Here is a 22,828-nt window from a genome sequence, read left to right as displayed (position 1 = left end):
GTCGTTGTCCTCTTACTGCTCAGGGTGAAATGACCATCTGGGATGGGCTGCCGACCGGGGTATAGTCTGGCTCGGCGCTCAGCTTGCCGTCCGGCGCCACGCGGAAACGGGTAATGTTGTCGCTGCGCTGGTTCATGACGTACAGCCAGCGACCCTGCTTATCGAGCGTCAGGGTGCGCGGATAGTCGCCGCGCGTCCAGACATCATCCTGATGCGTCAGCGTACCCTCCGCCGTTACGGTAAAGTGCCCGATGCTGTTATGCAAACGGTTAGCGACATACAGCTGTTTCCCGTCGGCGCTTAGCGCCAGCCCGGCAGCAAAACTGGTGCCTTTATAACCGTCCGGCAGGGCTGAAACCGTTTTACCCTCTTTCAGCCTGCCATTACTGTCCAGCGCATAATGGGTGAGCGTAGACGCCTCTTCGTTAATCAGCCACAGGGCATCGCCTTTCGGCGTAAAGACGAAGTGGCGCGGCCCGGCCCCTTTTGAGGAGGCGCTGATAAATGGCGGATCGTTAGGAGTCAGCTTCCCGGTTTGATCGTCAAAACGGTACTGATAGATGCGATCCAGCCCCAGATCGGTGGAAAAAACGTATTTCCCGTCCGGATCGGCGGCGATCATGTGCGCATGTGGGCCGTTATGATCGCTGATGGCGAAACTGCCCTCGACGGCAGCTTCCGGCTTCGCCGCGCCCGGTTCGCCTTTGTCCTGATGGGTGTCCGTAGCATCGCCCAGGCTGCCGTCTGCGTTAACGGGCAGCACCGCGACAGTTCCGCTGACGTAGTTTGCCACCAGCAGATGTTTGCCGTTCGGCGTCAGGGAAAGATACACCGGCCCCGCGCCGCCGGAGGACACCTGATTCAGCTCGCTCAGCGCGCCGTTATCACCGATGCGCAGCGCCTGCACCACGCCCTGCTCCACTTCGCTTGCCAGATACAGCGTTTTGCCGTCGTGTGAGACGGTTAACTGCGCGGCGTTCGGCAGTTTGCTCACCAGTGTTTTATCGTTCAGCGCACCGGTTTGCGGATCGACGGTAAAGCGGTACAGCCCTTCACCGTTCGGATTATAGGTACCCACCCAGGCGTACTGGGTTTGAGCGATTGCAGAGGTAGCAAGTAAAGAGAGTGAAGCGACAAGCAGGGTACGGGTGTGCATGGTGGCTCCTTCGGGTGTGTGCGGTTTGTTTCCCCTCACCCCAGCCCTCTCCCAAAGGGAGAGGGGTTAAAGGTTCCCTCTCCCGGTGGGAGAGGGTTAGGGTGAGGGGCAGGTTCTACTTAACCAGCTTCTTCGTCATCGCCAGCAGCGTACGCACATCTTCCGGACGCGTATCACCGCTGGCTTTATCGATAATCGAGCTGTAGATATGCGGGATGATTTTGCTCACGCCCGCATCCAGGGCGATCTGCAAGATCGCCTCGAAGTTCTCCAGATCGATTCCCCCGGTCGGCTCCAGCCAGAAGTCGTGACGGGCGCAGGCTTCCGCCACCGCCTGGTATTCGTCACGGCATTTCAGGCCGCCCATCGGGAAGTACTTGATGGAGCTGCCGCCGAAATCTTTCAGCAGGGCGATAGCGGTTTCAACCGGCACTATGCCGTCCGGCGCTTTGCTGCTCAGCGGGCCGGTGGAGATTTTCACCATGCCGACGGTGCCGGTCGGGGAGACCAGACCGTTGACCACGGACTCATTCTGCCCCAGCAGCGCGCGGCTGGTGGCCACGCCGGTAAAGACCTGGTTAACGTGCTGCGGCTGCACCTGGCGGGAGATTTCACTCACCATCGCTGACTGGTTCGGGTCGCCCGCGCCCAGCCCCACGGAGAGCGCATTATCAATCAGGGCTGCGTATTCGCGCATGTCCGCAACCGCGCTCGCCACGTCCGGGTAATTTTTGGAGAGCACGCCCACCAGCACATGACCTTCCGCCGCCTCGTAAATGGCGCTGGCGTTGGCCTTTGAGCCTGCCAGCACGTTCAGGCAGACGCGGTCACGGTAAAAGTTGGGGGTCAGTTTCATGCTTTTTTCTCCTGTCCTAATACTTCGCTAATGCGGCGGTACACGATGTTCAGCTGGTCAGCATTCACGCTGCGCACGTCCGCCTCGATAATCCCTTCGTTGGCCTTATAGCCACGGAAGTAAATGGCGTATTCGCCCTGTTTCAGCGCGTTCACCAGTTCACCGGTGCCGACGCCGGTGGTGGCTTCGTCAAACTTAATCTCGGTGCGGGCGATGTCACGCCCGGCGCTGTCCCAGACCACGCGCGCGGTCACGCCGTTCAGGGTGTTCAACGCGTCGATAAACGGCGTCATCTTCGCCACCATCTCGGCCCCGCTCTCTTTGGTCGCCGTCAGGTAGTGTTCGATGGCGCAGGTCAGGCCCAGGATACCCTCTTTGCCCACTTTCATCGCGCGACCAATGCCCGCCGTCTGGCGCTTCACCCACTCAACGTACTGGGTTTTGCCGATCACCAGCCCGCTGGTTGGCCCTTCGATCGCCTTCGCGCCGCTGTAGATCACCAGATCGGCACCGGAGCGGTAGTAGGCGTGCAGATCTTCTTCCGCCGCCGCATCGACGATCAGCGGGAGATCGTGCTTGCGCGCCACGACCGCCGCCTGCTCGACGCTGAGCATGCTTTTCTGCACGCAGTGGTGCGATTTGATGTAGAGGATCGCCGCCGTGCGCGGAGTGATCGCCGCCGCCAGCTGATCGGCAGAGCATTCGTTGGCGTAGCCCGCCTCCACCAGCTTGCCGCCGCCCAGCGCCACCATGGTGCCCACCGGCGCGCCAAAGTTCACGTTGTGGCCTTTCGGCAGGACGATTTCGTTGTTTTCAATCGGTGTGACGTGCAGGTTTTCCAGCAGCCAGTCGCTGTCTTTCACCAGCACCGCCGCCACGGACTGGGCAATGCCCGCCGACGCGCAGGAGACCACCGTCGCCCCTTCCACCTCCAGCAGCTTCGCGATGTATTCCCCGGTTTTATTGACCAGATCCTTCATCTCGAAATAGTGATTCATGCCGTCCATCGCCGCCTGCACCACTTCCGGGCGCGGCGTGGAGACACCCAGCGCCGTCATGCGGCCAGAGGTGTTGATAACCTGCTTTAAGTTGTACTTCTCATAAATCGAAGGCATGTTCCGTGCTCCCTTGTTCGGTCATGTAGCCCTTGCCCGCGCGGATCGCGGCAAGCGGCATCAGAATGTGTTCAGCCTGTAGGCTGTCGTTTTCGGCATCCGTCAGCACCGTCGGCTGGCGCTTGAGCGTAAACAGCGTCAGATCGGCGTCGAGGCCAGGCTGAATGCGGCCTTTGCGCGTCAGGCGCAGGCCGTCGGCGGCGTTGGCCGTGACACAGTCAATCACCTGCGGCAATGACATGCCGATGGCGAGGAATTTCGACATCACGCTCGCCAGCGAGCCGACCGGGCCGTTGATGCGGTTGCGGCAGTAAATATCCGAGCTGATGGTATGCGGCAGAATGCCCATCGCAATGGCGCGCTTCGCCACTTCAAAGCTGAAGCTCGCCGTGCCGTGGCCGACGTCCAGGCGCACGCCGCGCTTCAGCGCAGACGTAATGGAGGCGCGCAGCTCGCCGGAGGGCGTCAGAATGCGGTTAGGCTTGCCGTTGTAGCAGTGGGTGATGATGTCGCCGGAGCTCAGCAGTTCGGCAATCTCATCGAGGTTCGGCGGGTTGTTGCCGATGTGCACCATCAGCGGCAGGTCGCCGTTCTCTTTCTGAATCGCTTTCGCGCGCTCCAGCGGGGTGATGCCGTTTTCACCGACCACGCTGCTGCTCATGCGCGCCTTCAGGCCAACGATAAAATCCGGGTGGCGCGTCACCGCCTGCTTCACCGCATCGGCGTCAATATTCGCCATGTTGGCCAGCTCGTTCTGGGCGATCAGCCCCACGCGGGAGATGTTCAGCAGGGCAAACACCTCGGTGGAGGCTTTGCGGGTGATGGCGTAAAAATCGTCCACGTCGTCGGCTCCGGTACTGCCCGCGTCCACCACGGTGGTGACGCCGGTGGCAATGCCCACGCTGTCCGGCTCGTCGTGGTAAATCGGGGAGTTCGGGTAGCAGTGGACGTGGGAGTCAATCCAGCCCGCGCTGACGAACACGTCGCCGTTCAGCTCAACCGTTTTGCGGGCGGGAGCGTCAATGTCGCCTGTCGCGGCAATCTTCCCGTCCTGGATGGCGATATCGGTCAGGGTATCGTCGGCGAGGCGCGCACGGCGCAGGAGTAAATCAAACATGAGGATCTCCTGATAAAGCGGGCACCGAAGCGCCCGCGGGTATTAAAGGGCGACCGGGAACAGCCAGCCCAAAATCATTGCGCCGAGGATGGCGCCACCGGTAATCGGCTTCTGCCAGATGTAGAACAGCAGCGCGCCTACCAGGGAACCGACGCCGATTGGAATGGAGGCGGTCATGGCGCTGAGGATAATCAACGGCCCGAGGAAGCGGCCGGAGGCGTTACCCGCGCCCATCATCACGTCTGCGCCGTAGGTGGAGTTGCTCTGATTGATGGTGAACTTACGCGCCAGGATGATGACGTAGCCAATCGCCAGGCCAATCACCAGGCCGGTAATCAGCGCGGCAATGAAGTTGGTCACCGGGAACATGATCCCCGCGCCCAGCAGCAGCGCCGGAACGCCGAGGCCCACGCCGGTCTGGATCGCACCGCCGATATCGAGAATACCCACTAGCGAGCCTTCGATAATACGGGCGAACAGGAAGCTAGCACCGAACGCCGCCACCGCGCCGTAGACGCCGGTATCGATTCCCGCTTTCAGCATCGCCACGAAGGCCACTTCGTTAAACGCGCCGATGCCGTAGAGGTAGTACATGTGCGTCCCGGCGAAGACGCCGGAGGAGAGCAGGCCAACGAAGATCGGGAACGACCAGTCGGCATACCAAAAACCTTTATTCTGTTCCATTTAGAGGCTCCTGTTATTTACCGCTGAGCGAGTTGTGGATCATGTCGAGCCAGTTCGGCACGGTCAGATGGAAGGATTCGATCATCTTCATGTCGAAGCCGCGGAAGAAGCCGCTCAGCACGAAGAGCAGAACGATCGCCGCCATCATCACTTTGGTGACGTGGTTCCAGCCACTCTCTTCAACACCTTTACCAATCAGAATACCCAGTACCAGACCCGGTACGGCGTTACCCATGATCAGCTGTGCCGCGCCGCCAAAGATGGTGGCCCAGAAGCCCGATTTTTTACCCGCGTCGATGGCCGCCAGCCAGAAGATCACCGGCATCACGGTGTTGACCAGCAGGTTCGCCGCCGGTACCAGCACCTTCACGGCGGTCACCTGAAGCGCTGCCGGAACGGAGGAGGCGGTCAGGTTAAGGAAGGTCACAACAATCATGCCGATGATGCCGCAGGCAATCGCCATTTTGCGCGGGTCATGCAGCGTTTCACCGACGTTACGGTTTTTAATCATCAGTGCAGCAGCACCCCAGTTCGGGATGATGCGGTGGTCAACGTCCTGTGTGAAGGCACCTGCGGCCACGGAAGAGGCCAGGCGTTAAAGAAGAAACCTAACCCAAAGGAGAAGTGGGACGCCGGATCCCCTTCGCAGGAGTTCAGTTCCCCCAACGTACGAAACGCGCCCATACCCTGAGTGGTAGGCGCATGAAACATGCGTGCAGCCCCGGCGCCAACACCGACGCCAACCAGGCCGCCAATGATGAGCGATTTTATTAATATAATTAAGAACATCAGTCTGCCCTTTTATGAATAATCAGCGTTGCGTGACGAACTCCACCTGGTCGAGATTGATGGCGGTCACGTTGACGGTCACATCCAGCTCCACGCTGTAGGTGCGTCTTTCCCGGCGCAAAAAGAAGAACAGAAACGCTTCTTTTCGCACCGCTTCTTGCGCCTGAACAACCTGCACATCCTGTGGCTCAATACGCAGTAAGATATGCGGTGAGGCTTTCATCACCGCAGCCTGAACGTGGTTGAGGGCGTCGGCAAAGGCGCGCGCTTTGGCGTCGCCCTTCCCCTTCACTCTCACCGTGGTTGTGAACTGTTCTTTCATGCTTACGCGCCGTATTTCTTCTGCCACGCCTGTACCAGACGCTCGCCCAGCTCTTCTTTATCCATAAAGCCAAAGCCCAGCACGTTGCAGCCTTCGTTGATGGCGGTCACCCTCATCCACGGAGCGCATGCCGTATTTGGCCTTGTAGCCATATTTGGTCTGAGCGGTGATGGCGCCCGCGCCGCCGCTGCCGCAGAAGGAGATCCCGAAGGTGGCGTTTTCTGCTTTCATCACGTCACCGAGCTTCATATCCGCTGCCATGCCCGGTACGACAACCGCGCGTCCGCCGGCTTTTTCCACACCCGCAGCCACTTTCTGACCTTTACCAGGCGATCGCCAATCACGACTGTAATCTGTTCCATGTGTTGCTCCTTAAAGGTTGTCTTTCGCGACTTCGAAGTGAACGGAGAGCAGCCAGGCCTCTTCATCAGGAAGGTTGCCGAACTGCGCTACCACTTCACGGGCGAGTTGCATTGAATCTGGTGAAATTTCGTCGAACAGCTCTGCTTCAACCTCCGGCAGCGGCTCGCCGGTCACGGACCGGTGCGCCATTGCGCGAACGTGGGAGGTCAGCATCTGCTCCTGTACCGCGTTGGGAATGATGTTGTGCCGGGCCAGCAGGGCGTAGACCTGCTGAAGCATGGTGTTCGCGAGCTGTTCTGTTTGCACCGCCTGTTCCCCAACGTCGTTCATTACCGCTCCGTTAATCACTCGTCTTACCCCGTTAATGGCTCTGGAATAAAACTAACGTCGAGGGGGAATTGTTTGTAGCGAGTTGTTTTCCACTTCGAAGTGGAAAGGCGAGCAGCGGCAGTGATCTGTGCCACATAAATGCGGTGAATCTGTATAAATCGCTGGATTTACGTGATGAATATCACGCTATTACGCGGCATTAGACTGGTAAGCGGAGTGGAAAAGATTACGAGCAGGCTCGTAGAAATGTGACGTGGATAAGGTTTTCTTATGGGGATCCGCTAGAGTGGCGGCGGGTGCTTGAGACTGACCGTCTCAGGCATGGGACGGAAAGTGGGAAGCCCCGCCTGATAAAAAATCAGGGCGGGGGCTCGAAACGACACGTCACACCGTGGAGTTCGCTACCTCGCCCGCTTTAAAGCAAGGAGGCATCCATGAAACGCAGAAACCCAAGTATCGGGGTTTTGATGATTATTTCTTTGACAATAATCATCTTAACGCTGGTGACGAGGAAAACACTGTGCGAGATCCGTTTTCGTAACGGCTCGCTTGAAGTGACAGCGCGGATGGATTGTCGCTCCGGCAAGTAGGGAGCAACGATGCGGGGGCGCATAATGCGCCTCCGCATACGGGGAGAGGACGTACAGCTCAGGCACCCAATTAACGATACTTTTTGTGGTACGTGTTGCGGGTCGCGACAAACTGATCGGCTGCCGCCTGGGCTTCTTTCACTTTGCCTTCGTTCGCCAGCTTCAGCGCGCCGTCAATCTGGCCGACCAGCACGTCAAAACCGTGGCGGTAGTCTTTCATCTCGGCGCTGTCTGCCGCTTTGCTTTCCAGCTTCGGCGGCGTCGCTTTTTGCGCATCCAGCGCGGCTTCACGCATTTTAGTCAATGCGTCTTTCATGTCCGCCGCATTGTCCGTTTTCTGCACCACCTTCAGGTTTTCACTGAGGATGTCCATGTTGTCTTCGAGATCGGCAGCAAACGCAGACGGGCCAAGAACCAGCGTTGAAGCCGCGACGATCGCTAACAGGTGTTTACGCATTGCTCACTTCCTTTTTTTATTATTAATCAATCTTTTACGGGGATTATTGCCCGGCGATTTTCATCTCCGGCAGTAATACAGAACCACACTGAATATTGCTGCGTGTTTCAATATCGTTACCGACCGTAACAATATTGCGCCACATGTCCTTCAGGTTGCCGGCGATGGTGATTTCGCTCACCGGATACTGAATTTCACCGTTTTCGACCCAGAAGCCCGCTGCACCGCGAGAGTCGTCGCCGGTAATACCGCTCACGCCCTGCCCCATCAGCTCGGTGACCACCAGGCCGGTGCCCATCTCTTTCAGCATCTGTTCAAAATTCAGGCCCTGTCCGGCAATGCGCCAGTTATGAATGCCGCCCGCGTGCCCGGTGCTTTTCAGCCCCAGCTTACGCGCGGAGTAGTTGGTCAGCAGCCACTGGGTCAGAATGCCGTCTTTCACGATATCACGACGTTCCGTGCGCACGCCTTCGCTGTCGAACGGCGTAGAGGCCAGCCCTTTCAGCAGGTGTGGGTGCTCTTCGATGGTCAGCCATTCCGGCAGGATCTGCTTGCCCAGCGAGTCGAGCAGGAAGGTCGATTTACGGTACACCGAACCGCCCGCAATCGCTCCCACCAGATGACCAAACAGGCCGGTTGCCACTTCGTTGGCAAAAATGACCGGCGCTTTCATGGTGGAGAGTTTACGCGGCGAAAGGCGTGACAGCGTGCGTTCGGCGCACGCTTTTCCCACCCACTCCGGAGACTGCAAATCTCCCAGCGCGCGGCCAATGGTATACGCGTAATCACGCTCCATATCGCCGTTTTCTTCGGCGATGACGCAGCTGGAAAGCGAGTGGCGGGTTGAGCAGTACCCCTGCAACATGCCATGGGAGTTACCAAACACTTTAATGCCGTAGTGGCTGTTAAAGCTGCCGCCTTCGGTATTGGTGATGCGTTTGTCAGCCTGCAAAGAGGCCTGCTCGGCTCGCGCGGCCAGCTCAATGGCTTCATCCGGCGTCACTTCCGCGGGATGGAACAGATCGAGATCCGGCGCGTCAAACGCCAGCAGCTCTTTATCGGCCACGCCAGCGTAAGGGTCCGGGGAGGTGTAACGCGCGATATCCAGCGCCGCCTGCACCGTACGGGCGATGGCATCCGGGCTCAGATCGGTAGACGACGCGCTGCCTTTACGATTCTGGTGATACACCGTGATCCCCAGCGCGCCATCGCTGTTAAATTCTACATTCTCCACTTCGCCATAGCGGGTGCTCACGCTAATGCCGGTGGTTTTGCTGACCGCCACTTCGGCGCCATCTGATTTACCTGAAGCGAGCGTCAGCGCGGTGGAGACGGCTTCTTCCAGGATCTTACGCTGCGCTTCAACTTGTGAGGTTACTTTCATCGCAAATGCCATACTGTAAGAGAGAGTTAAGTGAAGTCTAACAGAGAACCGTTTTTCAGTGCGCGTCTTAACTGGTAACATTAGCCTCTTTTTTTAAGGAGCCTGACATGACTAAGCAGCCCGAAGACTGGCTCGACGACGTTCCCGGTGATGACATCGAAGACGAAGATGATGAGATCATCTGGGTCAGTAAAAGTGAAATTAAACGTGACGCCGAAGAGTTAAAACAGCTTGGCGCAGAAATGGTAGAACTGGGTAAAAACGCGCTGGATAAGATCCCGCTCGACCAGGATCTGCGTGATGCCATTGAACTGGCACAGAAAATCAAGAAAGAAGGGCGTCGCCGCCAGCTTCAGCTTATCGGTAAACTGCTGCGTCAGCGCGACGTGGAGCCGATCCGTCAGGCGCTGGACAAACTGAAAAACCGCCACAACCAGCAGGTTGCGCTGTTCCATAAGCTGGAGCAGATCCGCGATCGTTTGATCGAGCAGGGTGATGACGCGGTACCTGAAGTGCTGAACCTGTGGCCGAATGCCGACCGCCAGCAGCTGCGATCGCTGATCCGCAACGCGAAGAAAGAGAAAGAAGGGAATAAGCCCCCGAAGTCTGCGCGCCTGATTTTCCAGTATCTGCGCGAGCTGTCTGAGAACGAAGAGTAATCTGTGCGGGTTTGCGCCGGATGGCGGCGTAAACGCCTTATCCGGCCTACAAGGTCGTGCGAAAAAATGTAGGCCCGGTAAGCGCTAGCGCCACCGGGCTTTTTTTACTCTGCGGCCGCGGCTTTCTTCGCCAGACCGTCCAGCAGCTTCTGATGGATCCCACCAAACCCACCGTTGCTCATCACCAGAATGTGATCGCCAGGCTGTGCGGCTTTCACCACCATATCCGCTAAGACATCCACGTCCGCACTCCAGTGCGCCGGCTGAATGCAGGCGTCTGCCACTTCGGCCACCTGCCACGGAATATGCTGCGGTTGCAGCAGGAAGACCTCGTCGGCACGCCCTAAGGACGGTGCGAGATCGTCTTTGCAAATACCCATTTTCATGGTGTTCGAACGCGGTTCCAGCACGGCCAGAATGCGCGCGGTGCCGCCAACTTTGCCACGCAATGCGGCAAGCGTCGCCAGAATGGCCGTTGGGTGGTGCGCGAAATCGTCATAAACGGTAACGCCGTGGGCTTCACCGCGCAGCTCCAGACGGCGACGGGCGTTGATAAACGAGCCCAGCGCATTGGCGGCATCCGCAGGCAGTACGCCCACGTGACGCGCCGCGGCGATCGCCATCAGGCCGTTGTGCATGTTGTGCTCGCCCACCAGGCCCCACTTCACCTCGCCCACTTTCTCACCGTCGAGCAGCACTTCCCATTCGGAGGCATCCGCGTTGAGCTTTTTCGCCTGCCAGTGCCCCTGCTCGCCAACCAGCTCCTGCTCGCTCCAGCACCCCATCGCCATAGTCTGCTTCAGGTTGATGTCGTTCTCCGGCAGGATAATGCGGCCCTGACCCGGAACAATGCGCACCAGATGGTGGAACTGTTTCTGAATCGCTTTCAGGTCGTCAAAGATATCCGCGTGATCGAACTCAAGGTTGTTGAGGATCAGCGTGCGTGGGCAGTAATGCACGAACTTGGAGCGCTTGTCGAAGAACGCGCAGTCGTATTCATCCGCTTCAATCACAAAGAACGGGCTGTCGCCCAGACGCGCGGAGACGTCGAAATTCCCCGGTACGCCGCCGATCACGAAGCCCGGCTTGTAGCCGCAGGCTTCGAGGATCCAGGTCGCCATACCGGCGGTGGTGGTTTTGCCGTGCGTCCCGGCAACGGCGACAACCCAGCGGTCGCGCAGGACAAAATCATGCAGCCACTGCGGGCCAGACATGTACGGGATATTGCGTTCCAGCACCGCTTCAACGCATGGATTCCCACGGGTCATGGCGTTACCCACGATCACCAGATCCGGCTGCGGCTCCAGCTGGCTGGCGTCATATCCCTGAATCAGAGAAATTCCCTGCTTCTCGAGCAGCGTGCTCATCGGCGGATACACATTGGCGTCCGAACCTGTCACTTCATGGCCCAGCGAGCGCGCCAGCATTGCCAGTCCGCCCATGAAAGTGCCACAAATCCCCAATATATGAATGCGCATACGTCACTATCCTTCTTCAATGTGGCGCACATTTTACTCACATGTCAGCGGCTGTGAAACGCATTTCAGGTAAATCCGTATTTTGCTGGCGCGATTCACCTCTGCGCTAATATTTGAATGTTTGTTAAGATTGTTGGACATCAACCGCTTTACTCAACATAAGATGCAGGGAAAGTGTTATGAAAACGTTAGGTGAATTTATTGTCGAGAAGCAGCACGAGTTCTCTCATGCTACGGGTGAGCTCACTGCTTTGCTGTCGGCAATAAAGCTGGGCGCTAAGATCATCCACCGCGATATCAACAAGGCCGGTCTGGTCGATATCCTGGGTGCCAGCGGTGCCGAGAACGTTCAGGGTGAGGTTCAGCAGAAACTCGACCTGTTCGCCAATGAAAAACTGAAAGCTGCACTGCGCGCGCGCGACATCGTTGCGGGTATCGCCTCTGAAGAAGAAGATGAGATCGTCGTATTCGAAGGGTGTGAACACGCGAAATACGTTGTTCTGATGGATCCGCTGGACGGCTCCTCCAACATCGACGTTAACGTTTCTGTCGGTACCATTTTCTCCATCTACCGTCGCGTCACGCCGGTTGGCACACCGGTGACGGAAGAAGACTTCCTGCAACCGGGCAGTAAACAGGTTGCTGCCGGTTATGTGGTGTATGGCTCGTCCACCATGCTGGTGTACACCACCGGCTGCGGCGTACACGCCTTTACCTACGATCCGTCCCTGGGCGTGTTCTGCCTGTGCCAGGAGCGTATGCGCTTCCCGGAGAAGGGCAACACCTACTCCATCAACGAAGGCCTACATCAAATTCCCGAACGGCGTGAAGAAGTACATCAAATTCTGCCAGGAAGAGGATAAAGCCACCCAGCGCCCATACACCTCGCGTTACATCGGCTCGCTGGTGGCGGATTTCCACCGTAACCTGCTGAAGGGCGGTATTTACCTCTACCCAAGCACCGCCAGCCACCCGGACGGAAAACTGCGTCTGCTGTACGAGTGCAACCCGATGGCGTTCCTGGCCGAACAGGCAGGCGGCAAGGCGAGCGACGGTAAAGAGCGTATTCTGGATATCGTGCCGGAAAGCCTGCACCAGCGCCGTTCATTCTTCGTCGGCAACCGCCATATGGTGGATGACGTTGAACGCATGATCCGCGAATTCCCGGACGCGTAACGCACGAAAAGGAGCCAGGCAGGCTCCCTTTTCAGGCCGTTTGCATCGTCAGCTTGAAGGAGGCCATCGCTTCCATCAGCTCGCGCGACTGTTCCTCCAGGGAACGAGTTGCCGCAGATGATTGCTGGACCAGCGCCGCATTTTGCTGCGCCGTTTCATCCATCTGATTGACGGCGATATTCACCTGCTCAATACCGCGGCTCTGCTCCTGGGACGCCGTCGCAATTTCACGCATCAGTTTGGTCATACGCAGCACTTCGGTAGCGATCTCGTCCATCGTCTCACCGGCCTGCTGCGCCAGCTCGCTGCCCTCGTTCACGTGGGTTTGCGAATCGCTGATAAGCGAGCGGATCTCTTTCGCCGCATCAGCACTGCGGCTGGCGAGATTACGCACCTCACCCGCCACGACCGCAAAACCTCGCCCCTGCTCACCCGCACGCGCGCTTCAACGGAGGCGTTCAGCGCCAGAATATTGGTCTGGAAGGCAATGCCGTCGATGACGCTCAGGATATCGGCGATGCGCGCCGAGCTGCCGGAGATGTCGCGCATCTTCTCAATGACATAACAGACCATTTCACTGCCGTGATCGGCGGTATCGGAGACCGACTTCGCCAGCTGGTGCGCCTGCTCGGCGTTATCGGCGTTAAGTTTCACCGTGGCGGTGATCTCTTCCATGCTGGCGGCCGTCTGCTCCAGCGAGGTGGCGGTGGATTCCGTGCGCTGGGCCAGGTTCATATTCCCGGCCGTCAGCTCGCGGCTGCCGGTATCAATCTGCGAGCTGGCGTCACGCACCCGCAGAACCGAGTCCATCAGCGACTGGCGCATCCCTTCGATCGCCGCGTTAAGGCGATTAAATTCCTGGCTCGCCGGCGCGTTCAGGGTATGGGTTAAATCCCCGGCCGCCACATGTTCCAGCTGGGCAATCGAGGCTGAAAGCGGCGAGCAGCATATGGCGCAGCACCAGCCAGGCCAGCACGATAATGCCAGCCGTCAGCAGCGCCGCGACGATAATCAGGATCAGCACGCGGGTTTTACTCGCCTGCACGGCGCTCACCTCCGCTTTACCGCGCGCCTCGCTCCATGCCTGAACGCCTGCATATCGTTATCAAACTGCTTCGCCACCGGGACCAGCTTGTTTTCCAGCAGATCGTAATAGCTGTCCGCGCTTTGCTCGTTCAGGGCTTTCAGCATCGGGCTGATGCCCTGCTGGTTGTACACCGCCAGGCTCGCGGCGACGTTATCCAGAAGCATTTGCCCCTGCTCATCCGCCACGCCGCTGCCGATCACGTCCTTCAGCGTTTTCTGTGCCAGCGCCACTTCTGGTTAATGGTTTTGACCGCCCTGACCGCATCGTCCAGCAGGCCGACCTCCATCATGCGGACGGCCTGCCCCTTCGTTACGCGCGCGCAGGATCAGCGTATAGCCGGCATTCAGCTGCACCATCTGTTCACCCTGAAGATGATTGATGCGCTGGAGAGAAGCGGAACTTTGTGTAAGGGCATAAATGCCGATGCCGCTGACAATCAGCAGCAGAAGGGTCATAACGGCCAGTAAAGAGAGCAAGCCGGTACGAATCGATAGCGTTTTAAGCATGATGTTATTTCCGGTAGCGAGATATTTCTGGGCATAAAAAAAGAGTATCGGCCGCTACCGGAAAATGTTTAGAGTTTAAGCAATTTCAGCATGTTATCGCCCTGTTACAGAGGTATTCACCCGGGTAACAGGCGAGCTCTGGCGGTTCTCCCACAGCACCGTCAGGCCGCGCTGAAGCGCGATGAAAATAAACAGCAGAATGCCGATGGCGATTTTGGTCCACCAGGAGCTGAGCGTGCCGTCGAAGTTGATATAGGTCTGAATCAGCCCCTGGATCGCCACGCCAAATAGCGTGCCGAGCACCGTCCCCACTCCGCCACTGAGCAGCGTACCGCCAATCACCACCGAGGCAATGGCATCCAGCTCAACGCCCACCCCCGCCAGGGCATAGCCTGCCTGGGTATAAACCGAGAAGACAATCCCCGCGAGCGTGGCCAGCCCGGTCGAAAGCATGTAGATGCGGATAGTGGTGCTGCGCGTGGAAATTCCCATCAGGTTCGCGGACGTGGCGCTGCCGCCAATGGCATAAACCTGGTTACCAAACCGGGTACGGTGGGCGAGGAAGATCCCGATCACCACCACGCCCAGCATCAGCAGCCCCATTGCGCTCAGGCGTCCCCCGCCGGGGATTTTCCACGCCAGGCTGGAGAGCGTGTCGTAGATCGGGTGGTTAATTGGAATTGACTCCTCCGACACCAGATAGCTCACGCCGCGCAGGAAGAACATCCCGGCGAGGGTGATGATAAACGCCGGGATTTTCAGCGCATCGATCAAAAGCCCCATAAAGGCGCCGAACGCGCAGCCCATAACCAGCACCAGCGGAAAAGCCAGCAGCGGCGAAATCCCCCAAAAGCCAATCGCCTTGGCAAGGAACACGCCGGTAAAGGCGATCACCGACCCAACGGAGAGATCGATCCCGCCGGAGAGGATCACAAACGTCATACCGACGGCGATAATGCCTAAAAGGCGTTGTCGGTCAGAATGTTGCAAATCACCCGCGTGGAGGCGAAGCCCGGGAACTGGGTCAGGCAGTAAAGGTATCCCAGCACGAACACACCCAGCGTGATCATTAACGGCAAATTACGTTTTATCATGACCGCGGTTCCCCTTAATGAGAGTGATAAAGCGCGGCGACTGCACGATAAGTACGATAAGCACCACGACCGCTTTGACGACCTGATTCAGCTCCGGCTGGAACCCGGAGAGCAAAATACCGGTATTCATACCCTGAATAATCAACGCCCCACCACCGAGAGCAGCAGATTAAAACGTCCGCCCATCAGCGATCCACCGCCGATAACCACCGCGAGGATCGCATCCAGCTCGAGCCAGAGTCCGGCGTTATTGGCATCCGCTCCGCGAATATCGGCGGCCACGATCACCCCGGCAATCGCAGCACAGACGCCGCTCAGCACGTAAGTCAGCATCACCATCAGCCGCGTATTTACCCCGGCGTTTTTCGCGGCCCGAATGTTAATCCCCACCGCTTCGATGAACATCCCGAGCGCCGTTTTGCGGGTGAAAAGCCAGAACACCACCAGCGTCACCAGCGCGACGATCACCGGCGTCGGGAAGAACAGAAAATTACCGCTGCCGATCCACGCCAGGCTCGGGAGTTAAAGGTGACGATTTGACCGGAGGTGATAAGCTGCGCCACACCGCGCCCGGCCACCATCAAAATCAACGTCGCGACAAACGGCTGGATCTTGAGCACTGCGACCAGAATGCCGTTCCATAGCCCGGCTAATACACCGGAGCCCAGCGCGGCCAGCAGAACCACCGGCAGGCTGTGCCCGGCGACGGTCATCGAGGCGGCGGTGGCGCCCGCAATCGCCATTACCGCACCGACGGAGAGGTCGATCCCGCCGGTGGCAATGACCAGCGTCATACCAATCGCCAGCAGCGCCACTGGCGCGGCACGGTTTAAGATGTCGATCGGGCTACCAAACAGGCGGCCATCCTGCACGACGATCTGGAAAAATGCGGAGCCACCAGGCTATCCACCAGCAGCACCAGCAGCAGCCGCGATTTGCGGCGTGCCGGTCGGCCAGGTGAAGCGGCGCTTCGCTTCGCCAGTTTGCGAAAGAGAACGGGACATCACATTTGACTCCTTACGCCGCGATGGCATTCGCGATCGCCGGTACCGACAGTTTATCCAGCGGGATCTCTGCCACCTGCCTGCGATCGCGCATGATGATGACGCGATCGGCATAGCCGACCAGCTCCTCCAGCTCGGACGAGATCACCAGCAGCGCCAGACCGTCGGCGCAGAGCGTTTCGATAAGCCGGATGATTTCGGCGTGCGCGCCCGTCGATACCGCGCGTGGGCTCGTCGAGGATCAGGAATTGCGGTTTGGTGAGCAGCCAGCGCGAGAGGAGAACCTTCTGCTGGTTACCGCCCGAGAGGAACTCGATGGGCTGTTCCGCGCTCGGGGTACGTATACCGAGCTGGCGGATGAAGCGCTCGGCAATCGCGTTCTGCTCGCGCTTAGGATCGGACGCAGCCAGCCGCGCTGGGCCTGTAGCGCCAGAATGATGTTTTCCCGCACCGAGGCGGCGGCAATAATCCCGTCCGTTTTCCTGTCCTCCGGGCAGAAGCCCACGCCGAGGCTGATGCGGTGAACGTAGCGTTTGTGGTTTGCCTTTGATCAGCGCCGTTCCGCTGTCGGCAGTTTGATCCCGAAGATGACTTCGGCGGTTTCGGTGCGCCCGGAGCCTAACAGCCCCGCCAGACCCACAATTTCACCGGGGCGTACCTCGAGGTTAAACGGCGCGATGGTCCCTTTGCCGTAATCGTGAAACGCGGCGATCGGTTTTTCGCTCAGCAGCGTACGGCCCGCGCGCTGAAGCGCGTTGGTCTCGAGCTCGCGGCCCAGCATCATTTTGACCAGCTCTATCTGCGGCAGCTCGCGGGTTTCCCGGCAGCCGACAAAGCTGCCGTTGCGCAGCACCGTTATACGGTCGCTCACCTCGTAAACCTGATCGAGGAAATGCGTCACGAAAATCAGGCTGACGCCCTGATTACGCAGCTGGCGCATCAGGGTAAAAAGCATCTCCACTTCCTGGGTATCGAGGCTGGCGGTGGGTTCATCGAGGATCAGCACTTTCGCCGAGAGATCGATAGCGCGACAGATCGCGACGATTTGCTGCATCGCTACGGAAAACGGTTCAGCGGTTCGCGCACGTCGAGAGAAGCCATACGATTCCATCAGCTTCGCGGCGCGCGCTTCCATCTCTTTGCGGCGCAGCAGGCCAAAACGTCTGGGTTCGCGGCCAATAAACAGGTTATCCGCTACCGACATGTTTGGCAGCAGGTTCACTTCCTGGTAGACCGTGCCGATCCCCAGTTGCTGGGCATGCGCGGTGTTTTTGGGCGAAATGGCGTTACCTTCCAGCCAGATAGCGCCGCGATCGGCGTGATAGACCCCGGTCAGGGTTTAATCAGCGTCGACTTCCCCCCCGTTTTCGCCGAGCAACGCCATGATCTCCCACGCCGCAGGCTGAAATCAACGTTATCCAGCGCCTTAACGCCAGGGAAAAATTTACTCAGGCCCTCTGTGCGGAGGATTTCCTGGTGTTGTTCGGTGGTCATGGTTTCCCCCTGCATCAGGCCGGATGACGCTACGCTTATCCGGCCTACAAAAGAGCGTATCGTAGGCCGGGTAAGCGCAGCGCCACCCGGCAATTTCACTGGATCAGTAGCCCATATTTTTCTTCTTCTCTAACTCTTCTTTCGCCGTGTCCGGCAGGTAGAGCGTGGATTTGGTGATGGTCAACTTCTCAGGCTGGGTGCCGTCTTTCTTGAATTTCTCCAGCGCATCGAATGCCGGGCCCGCCATATTTGGCGTCAGCTCCACGCTGGCGTTCGCTTCGCCGTCAATCATCGCTTTGTAGATGTCCGGTACGCCGTCGATCGAGCCGGTGAGGATATCTTTGCCCGGCTTCAGGCCCGCTTCTTTGATGGCCTGGATGGCGCCGATCACCATGTCGTCGTTGTGGGCGTAAACCATGCAGATATTTTTGCCGTTATTTTCTGCCTTGATGAAGCTTTCCATGACCTCTTTACCCTTGCTGCGGGTGAAGTCGCCGGACTGAGAACGGATGATTTTGATGTTTGATGCTTTAGCGATGGCCTCCGCGAAACCTTTCTTACGGTCGATAGCCACGCTCGCCCCGACGGTGCCCTGCAACTCAACCACGTTACACGGCTTGCCATCCACCTGCTTCACCAGCCAGTCACCAATCAGTTTGCCTTCCAGCACGTTATCGGCGGTGACGGTGGTCATATAGAGATTTGTCTTTACGTCGATGGAACGGTCGAGCAGGAAGACCGGAATTTCAGCATCTTTGGCTTCCTTCAGTACCGGCTCCCAGCCCGTGGCGACAACCGGGGCAATAAAGATGGCATCCACGCCCTGAGCGATAAACGAGCGCACCGCTTTAATCTGGTTCTCTTGCTTTTGCTGACCATCGGCGATTTTCAGCGTAATACCGCGCTTTTCGGCCTCACTTTTCGCCACATTCGTTTCAGCGGCGCGCCAGCCAGATTCAGATCCGACCTGCGAAAATCCAACGGTTAAGGGTGCGGCCATCGCCATAGACGACATGGCTGCCGAAACTGCTGTAACAAGAAGTAAGCGCTTCCACATATGAACGTCCTCGTAGGGTAGGTTATTGTTGGTTAAAAGATGTTCCGCGGATGAACTATAGCCAATGGAATATGTTACGGATTGCGTTACATCACACTTCAGAAAAGTGAATAAAACGTTAATCACAAGTTTGTAATCGCTTTCATTTCAACATTTAAAATGCGGCTGAGTTTATGGATTATCCTGTCATGGAAACGGTCTGAAAAGTGAAGGCGCGAGGAGAGACGAAAACAGGCGGAGACTTTCAGCGCCAGTTGGCTATAATACCTGCCACTTGTTTACCATCCATTTTAAAGGACACCGACATGAGCTTACTCAACGTCCCTGCGGGTAAAGAACTGCCAGAAGACATCTACGTTGTGATCGAAATCCCGGCCAACGCAGATCCAATCAAATACGAAATCGACAAAGACACCGGTGCGCTGTTCGTTGACCGTTTCATGTCTACCGCCATGTTCTATCCGTGCAACTACGGCTACATCAACCACACTCTGTCTCTGGACGGTGACCCGGTTGACGTACTGGTCCCAACGCCATATCCATTGCAGCCAGGCTCCGTCATTCGCTGCCGTCCTGTTGGCGTGCTGAAAATGACTGACGAAGCGGGTGAAGATGCGAAACTGGTTGCCGTACCGCACACCAAGCTGAGCAAAGAGTACGATCACATTAAAGATGTGAACGACCTGCCAGAGCTGCTGAAAGCGCAGATCGCCCACTTCTTCGAGCACTACAAAGATCTCGAAAAAGGCAAATGGGTTAAAGTTGAAGGCTGGGATAACGCAGAAGCGGCGAAAGCAGAAATCATCGCCTCTTTCGAACGTGCTGCTAGAAGTAATTCTTACTGTTGAGACTAAGCCCCGCGCGTCGGGGCTTTTGTGCCTGTCGCTCCAGGTAACCCGTGCGATTGAGGTATCGCCCGGCGGCGCTACGCTTGCACGGGCCTACGGCGCAAAACGACAACGCCACCTTACGGTGGCGTTGTCGTTTTCAGAACTGGTCTCTGTCTAACCAGTTACCGCTTTCAATCAACGTTAACCCGTCGACCGAACGTTGGTACACGTACATCCATGCACTGCCGTAAGGCGTCTGGATCAACTGGCGAGCGTATTCACCGCCCTGGTGCGCAAGGCATCAAGTTCGGCCAGCGTGGCATTATCAATACGATAAACCTCACCCTGTACCGTTCCGTTCCCCGGAACCGCGCCTGGATAGTGGCCCAGACTGTACAACTGGTAGTTTTCGATTGTGTAATTTCCCAGCAACTGGGCGTTGGTCATCCAGTGGCTGTTGCCTTGCCTGGTTCGTAAACTGCCGTAAACAAATATTCGCATTGCTAAAACTCAAACTGATAGAGCAGATCAAGTGCCTGGTCTACGCCGGACACTGCTTCCAGATATAGCTTAGGCATCAGGCGATAACGTAACGTGAGTGTAGCCAGTGAGTCAAAGATCCCCGCCATATTTTACCTGTAGACCCGGCAGTACATAGCCGCTGACCACTACCTGCGAAGAGTCACCCACGCCCTGAGTGTCCAGCGCCAGATTGCTTACGCCAAACGTCTCGCCGATTTTACCCACAACCTGACCACTTTGTGCAACCCCCAGACCAACTAACATTGATGTCATTGCCGCACCATCGCCCTGTTGGCTATCCAGACCTGGCCGCGCAGCAGGTAAGAGAGCGCTTCCTGTTGCGACATGGCCGGGTCAGAGAAGATCTCGCCTTAGGTTCATCGGCGGAGCCCGTCACGCGCACGCCTGCAATCACATCATCTTCGGTGGCTTCCGGGTTACGGATCGCTTCGATATTGAGTACCGGCTGATCCGGTGGACCGGAGAACAGCAGCTCGCCTTTACGCACAATCAAATCCTGCCCGTAGGCATGGAAGCGCCCTTCAGGAATATTGATTTGTCCATTGAGGCCAAGTCCCTGTTGATCCTGCGCCACTTTCAGGTCACCCGTGAGTCTCGCCTTTAGCCCAAACGCGTCCAAACGCACGTTATTCCCCACGTGCACGATAAGATTACTATTGATCGGTATGCCAGCGCTCTTCTGTTCAACAGGTTTCAGATTTTCATTGAGCATAACTTCGTCACTGGAGACGCCAACCGCGCTTTCCGGCACCTCGTGAACCACGATGCGCGCCCACGGTACGTCAACACGGCCGTCCAGGGTGAAGAGACTCGGCGTTGCCTCAAAGACCACGTCTGGCGACACGTCCAGGCGCACCATCGGCGGTACCGTGATACGCACCCTGCTGCCCTTGGCCGCAATACGGGCGCGCCAGTTGTCGAGCTGGCTCCAGTCTGCGTCACCGCTCAGGTTGATTTGTCCCTGCTGCGTCAACACTGAGCCACTGAGGGTTGAGCTTTGGCCGTTAAAGTTCATCGTCAGCTGGCTTGGCTGCATATCGAACGGCATAAAGTTACCGTCAATGTCCACACCGTTTAACCGCATCTGGCCAAACAGCTGTGGGCTTTGCGCATCCCCGCCAGACGCAGGTTGGCGCTGAGCATCCCGCCGCCTTTTCTCCCCGCGAGAAGATCGGATTCACCATCGCCAGGTTGAAGTTACGAATATTGACGTTGCCGCCGAGATTGCGCCGCCCTTGCGGATCGGTAATTTGCACCTGTCCGTCAAACTGACCGTTGTTGGTCAGGCGGATCAGCCATCCCAGTTCCGCACGATTGTTACGCAGGTTAGCGTTCACATTCAGGGTGTCGAACGCCACCGGCAGTGGCGCGTCATTGACCTCCTGCGTCACCTTCACGTTACGCCCGGAGAGGGTAACGCTGCCCTGCGGCAGTCCCTCTTTGGTGGTGTCCCACGCGACGTCCGCTTTACCGCTGAAGACCCCGCTGGCCTGGGTGGTTTCCGGCATAAACGGTTTCAGCATCGCCAGGTCGAAACGGTTGAGGTTGATCTGCGCGCGTCCTTCCGCGCCTGCATCAATGGTCTGCGGCACGCACAGCTCAGCATTCGGGTTGGTCCAGCAGTGTGGCCCAATGCTGATCTTTTGCTCCGCGTTGCGGTAATCCAGCGCGACAGACCGCGACAGCACCAGCGGGCCGACCGGCGTGCTGAAGCGGGTGTTATCCAGCACGCCTTTCCAGCGCGTCGCCTGGCGGTCAAAACTGCCCGTCAGGTGCAGCTGCCCGGAGACCGGCTCGCCCTGCACGCGTAGCTGGAGATCGTGCTGCTTTTCGTTACCTTTTGCCGCCAGCGTGACCAGACTGATGTTCACGTCCGGCTGAGAGATACGCTCCACGCGCAGATTCAGGTTTCCGCCGATCTGATCGGTGGATTTCACGTCTCCCTCGACACGTACGCGGGCAATAGAAAGTTCCTGCCAGCGCAGGTTATTGGCGGTGATGTCCGCCAGCAGCTGCGGCGCCTCCACCGTACCGCGAACCTTCACTAACCCCTTCGCCGTGCCGCCAAGACCCGGCAGGGCGTTATCGAGATTTGGCGCGTCGATGGTGGCATCCAGATTGAGGTCTTTCACGCCCAGCTCGCCTTTGATATCCGCCGTGTTGCGACCCAGCGCCACGTGCAGGCCCGGGATCACCCACTGGAGATAGCTGTTGCCCTTAAGCGAGCCCTCTACGTTGACTTTGTTCTGCTTCACGTTGCCGGTGAGCTTGAGTTCCGGCACGTCCATCTGCCAGGTGCCACCGTACAGGCTACCGCGGGTTTTGATCAGGCCATCCAGTTTTGACGGCCAGTCCGGGACCTCTTTAGCGGTGTTGATCCCGGTCAGCTTCAGCTCGCCGCGCCAGCTGATCGCCTGCTGCCAGTCGAGCAGCGCGGTCAGCTCGGTTTTTCCTTCCAGCGCCGCCACGGTCAGCTTGTCGAGGTTAACCTGCAACTCGTTACCCTTCGCATCCAGGGTAATATCGGCGGGCGGTACCCCCTGCCCCTTCACTGCCGTGCGGAACGACAGCGTGTAGTCGGTCATTTTGCCACTCAGCTTCAGCTTCAGATCGTCAGCCTGGAACTGTTTTTCGCCGGTGAACGGCCAGTAAAGCTGCTTGCTGACAACCTCAAGGTTGAGCGGTAAACCGGCCTCTGCCAGCTGGGTTTGCCCGCGCAGCACCATATCCACCGGTC

General features: G+C 57.9%; 17 protein-coding genes and 9 pseudogenes. 4 read left to right on the top strand and 22 right to left on the bottom strand.

All coding sequences use genetic code 11. The annotated features are described in order from the left end of the window. Positions 1–19: 19 nt before the first annotated feature. The 9 genes and pseudogenes from KTH07_RS00115 to KTH07_RS00075 form a co-directional block, all read right to left on the bottom strand. Positions 20–1,156 (bottom strand): lactonase family protein, encoded by a 1,137-nt coding sequence (locus KTH07_RS00115; protein ID WP_032103144.1) that lies wholly within the window; start codon positions 1,154–1,156, stop codon positions 20–22. 115 nt (positions 1,157–1,271) lie between these two features. Then, positions 1,272–2,012 carry a KDGP aldolase family protein gene (locus KTH07_RS00110; protein WP_017694646.1) on the bottom strand — a complete coding sequence of 247 codons (741 nt, stop codon included), beginning with the start codon at positions 2,010–2,012 and terminating at the stop codon, positions 1,272–1,274. After that, a complete protein-coding gene (locus KTH07_RS00105) occupies positions 2,009–3,127 on the bottom strand; it encodes a DgaE family pyridoxal phosphate-dependent ammonia lyase (protein ID WP_023295814.1) in 1,119 nt (372 codons plus the stop codon). The genes KTH07_RS00110 and KTH07_RS00105 overlap by 4 nt, the downstream gene beginning before the upstream one ends. After that, positions 3,111–4,244, bottom strand: a complete 1,134-nt coding sequence (locus KTH07_RS00100; protein WP_017383915.1) for an amidohydrolase/deacetylase family metallohydrolase — start codon at positions 4,242–4,244, stop codon at positions 3,111–3,113. Before KTH07_RS00100 ends, KTH07_RS00105 begins: the two co-directional genes overlap by 17 nt. A gap of 42 nt (positions 4,245–4,286) precedes the next feature. Continuing rightward, positions 4,287–4,928 carry a DUF4310 family protein gene (locus KTH07_RS00095; protein WP_015572508.1) on the bottom strand — a complete coding sequence of 214 codons (642 nt, stop codon included), beginning with the start codon at positions 4,926–4,928 and terminating at the stop codon, positions 4,287–4,289. Positions 4,929–4,941: 13 nt separating this feature from the next. Beyond that, positions 4,942–5,717: pseudogene (locus KTH07_RS00090) on the bottom strand (DUF4311 domain-containing protein). Between the two features lie 22 nt (positions 5,718–5,739). Continuing rightward, the gene (locus tag KTH07_RS00085) at positions 5,740–6,039 is read right to left on the bottom strand and encodes a DUF4312 family protein (protein ID WP_023302978.1); all 300 of its coding nucleotides are present in this window, start codon (positions 6,037–6,039) and stop codon (positions 5,740–5,742) included. A gap of 2 nt (positions 6,040–6,041) precedes the next feature. After that, positions 6,042–6,401, bottom strand: a pseudogene (locus tag KTH07_RS00080) (SFCGS family glycine-rich protein). A gap of 10 nt (positions 6,402–6,411) precedes the next feature. Continuing rightward, entirely contained in the window at positions 6,412–6,750 is a 339-nt protein-coding gene (locus KTH07_RS00075) for a PRD domain-containing protein (protein WP_026080657.1), read from the bottom strand. Between the two features lie 416 nt (positions 6,751–7,166). Between KTH07_RS00075 and KTH07_RS00070 the strand changes: the two genes are divergently transcribed. Beyond that, a complete protein-coding gene (locus KTH07_RS00070) occupies positions 7,167–7,322 on the top strand; it encodes a Hok/Gef family protein (protein ID WP_017383916.1) in 156 nt (51 codons plus the stop codon). Between the two features lie 70 nt (positions 7,323–7,392). Here KTH07_RS00070 and cybC read toward each other — a convergent pair whose 3' ends face one another. Then, positions 7,393–7,779 (bottom strand): cytochrome b562, encoded by a 387-nt coding sequence (cybC, locus tag KTH07_RS00065; RefSeq protein WP_217310860.1) that lies wholly within the window; start codon positions 7,777–7,779, stop codon positions 7,393–7,395. 43 nt (positions 7,780–7,822) lie between these two features. Then, the gene (gene pmbA / locus KTH07_RS00060) at positions 7,823–9,175 is read right to left on the bottom strand and encodes a metalloprotease PmbA (RefSeq protein ID WP_217310865.1); all 1,353 of its coding nucleotides are present in this window, start codon (positions 9,173–9,175) and stop codon (positions 7,823–7,825) included. Positions 9,176–9,270: 95 nt separating this feature from the next. Here pmbA and yjgA point away from each other — a divergent pair, with 95 nt between their 5' ends. Then, on the top strand, positions 9,271–9,822 hold the full coding sequence (yjgA, locus tag KTH07_RS00055) for a ribosome biogenesis factor YjgA (protein ID WP_003856072.1): 552 nt from the start codon (positions 9,271–9,273) through the stop codon (positions 9,820–9,822). A 104-nt stretch (positions 9,823–9,926) separates the two neighbouring features. Here the strand turns inward: yjgA and mpl are convergent, their stop codons facing one another. Continuing rightward, positions 9,927–11,300, bottom strand: coding sequence for a UDP-N-acetylmuramate:L-alanyl-gamma-D-glutamyl-meso-diaminopimelate ligase (gene mpl, locus KTH07_RS00050; protein WP_017694649.1), 1,374 nt, complete (start codon positions 11,298–11,300; stop codon positions 9,927–9,929). A gap of 179 nt (positions 11,301–11,479) precedes the next feature. On the opposite strand from mpl, the pseudogene fbp reads away from it, so the two are divergent. Then, positions 11,480–12,476 (top strand): annotated as a pseudogene (gene fbp / locus KTH07_RS00045) (class 1 fructose-bisphosphatase). 31 nt (positions 12,477–12,507) lie between these two features. Here the strand turns inward: fbp and KTH07_RS00040 are convergent. The 8 genes and pseudogenes from KTH07_RS00040 to ytfQ all read right to left on the bottom strand — a co-directional run bounded on the left by KTH07_RS00040 (position 12,508) and on the right by ytfQ (position 18,718). Further along, positions 12,508–14,069: pseudogene (locus tag KTH07_RS00040) on the bottom strand (methyl-accepting chemotaxis protein). Positions 14,070–14,162: 93 nt separating this feature from the next. Further along, positions 14,163–15,163, bottom strand: a pseudogene (yjfF, locus tag KTH07_RS00035) (galactofuranose ABC transporter, permease protein YjfF). Then, a pseudogene (gene ytfT, locus KTH07_RS00030) lies at positions 15,150–16,170 on the bottom strand (galactofuranose ABC transporter, ATP-binding protein YtfT). The pseudogenes yjfF and ytfT overlap by 14 nt, the downstream one beginning before the upstream one ends. Positions 16,171–16,180: 10 nt before the next feature. Further along, on the bottom strand, positions 16,181–16,315 hold the full coding sequence (locus KTH07_RS23560) for a hypothetical protein (RefSeq protein ID WP_371822068.1): 135 nt from the start codon (positions 16,313–16,315) through the stop codon (positions 16,181–16,183). 136 nt (positions 16,316–16,451) lie between these two features. After that, positions 16,452–16,718, bottom strand: a pseudogene (locus KTH07_RS23555) (sugar ABC transporter ATP-binding protein); the annotation flags it as partial. Beyond that, entirely contained in the window at positions 16,718–17,449 is a 732-nt protein-coding gene (locus KTH07_RS23550; protein ID WP_371822136.1) for an ATP-binding cassette domain-containing protein, read from the bottom strand. The pseudogene KTH07_RS23555 and the gene KTH07_RS23550, both read right to left, overlap by 1 nt. A gap of 50 nt (positions 17,450–17,499) precedes the next feature. Continuing rightward, positions 17,500–17,661: a hypothetical protein gene (locus KTH07_RS23545; protein WP_371822067.1), complete on the bottom strand. Its 162-nt coding sequence runs from the start codon at positions 17,659–17,661 to the stop codon at positions 17,500–17,502. A 103-nt stretch (positions 17,662–17,764) separates the two neighbouring features. Further along, positions 17,765–18,718, bottom strand: coding sequence for a galactofuranose ABC transporter substrate-binding protein YtfQ (gene ytfQ, locus KTH07_RS00020; protein WP_217310864.1), 954 nt, complete (start codon positions 18,716–18,718; stop codon positions 17,765–17,767). Between the two features lie 305 nt (positions 18,719–19,023). On the opposite strand from ytfQ, the gene ppa reads away from it, so the two are divergent. After that, positions 19,024–19,566, top strand: coding sequence for an inorganic diphosphatase (ppa, locus tag KTH07_RS00015; RefSeq protein ID WP_217310863.1), 543 nt, complete (start codon positions 19,024–19,026; stop codon positions 19,564–19,566). A gap of 139 nt (positions 19,567–19,705) precedes the next feature. Here ppa and KTH07_RS00010 read toward each other — a convergent pair. Then, positions 19,706–20,049, bottom strand: a pseudogene (locus tag KTH07_RS00010) (gamma-glutamylcyclotransferase). Between the two features lie 2 nt (positions 20,050–20,051). Continuing rightward, positions 20,052–22,826 (bottom strand): annotated as a pseudogene (locus tag KTH07_RS00005) (translocation/assembly module TamB domain-containing protein); the annotation flags it as partial. Positions 22,827–22,828: the final 2 nt, after the last annotated feature.

Origin of the sequence: Enterobacter cloacae complex sp. ECL72 (assembly GCF_019056635.1) — a bacterium.
Taxonomy (GTDB): Bacteria; Pseudomonadota; Gammaproteobacteria; order Enterobacterales; family Enterobacteriaceae; genus Enterobacter; species Enterobacter hormaechei_C.
Note: the sequence above shows the minus strand (reverse complement) of the source record. Positions and strands in the feature narration are given on the sequence as shown.

What these genes read in the sequence shown, in the direction of transcription:
- KTH07_RS00105 (WP_023295814.1), bottom strand. Translation starts at nt 3,127, where the DNA reads ATGCCTTCGATTTATGAGAAGTACAACTTAAAGCAGGTTATCAACACC.
- mpl (WP_017694649.1), bottom strand. Translation starts at nt 11,300, where the DNA reads ATGCGCATTCATATATTGGGGATTTGTGGCACTTTCATGGGCGGACTG.
- KTH07_RS00115 (WP_032103144.1), bottom strand. Translation starts at nt 1,156, where the DNA reads ATGCACACCCGTACCCTGCTTGTCGCTTCACTCTCTTTACTTGCTACC.
- KTH07_RS23545 (WP_371822067.1), bottom strand. Translation starts at nt 17,661, where the DNA reads ATGACCACCGAACAACACCAGGAAATCCTCCGCACAGAGGGCCTGAGT.
- cybC (WP_217310860.1), bottom strand. Translation starts at nt 7,779, where the DNA reads ATGCGTAAACACCTGTTAGCGATCGTCGCGGCTTCAACGCTGGTTCTT.
- KTH07_RS00100 (WP_017383915.1), bottom strand. Translation starts at nt 4,244, where the DNA reads ATGTTTGATTTACTCCTGCGCCGTGCGCGCCTCGCCGACGATACCCTG.
- yjgA (WP_003856072.1), top strand. Translation starts at nt 9,271, where the DNA reads ATGACTAAGCAGCCCGAAGACTGGCTCGACGACGTTCCCGGTGATGAC.
- pmbA (WP_217310865.1), bottom strand. Translation starts at nt 9,175, where the DNA reads ATGGCATTTGCGATGAAAGTAACCTCACAAGTTGAAGCGCAGCGTAAG.
- ytfQ (WP_217310864.1), bottom strand. Translation starts at nt 18,718, where the DNA reads ATGTGGAAGCGCTTACTTCTTGTTACAGCAGTTTCGGCAGCCATGTCG.
- KTH07_RS00070 (WP_017383916.1), top strand. Translation starts at nt 7,167, where the DNA reads ATGAAACGCAGAAACCCAAGTATCGGGGTTTTGATGATTATTTCTTTG.
- ppa (WP_217310863.1), top strand. Translation starts at nt 19,024, where the DNA reads ATGAGCTTACTCAACGTCCCTGCGGGTAAAGAACTGCCAGAAGACATC.
- KTH07_RS00110 (WP_017694646.1), bottom strand. Translation starts at nt 2,012, where the DNA reads ATGAAACTGACCCCCAACTTTTACCGTGACCGCGTCTGCCTGAACGTG.
- KTH07_RS00095 (WP_015572508.1), bottom strand. Translation starts at nt 4,928, where the DNA reads ATGGAACAGAATAAAGGTTTTTGGTATGCCGACTGGTCGTTCCCGATC.
- KTH07_RS00085 (WP_023302978.1), bottom strand. Translation starts at nt 6,039, where the DNA reads ATGAAAGAACAGTTCACAACCACGGTGAGAGTGAAGGGGAAGGGCGAC.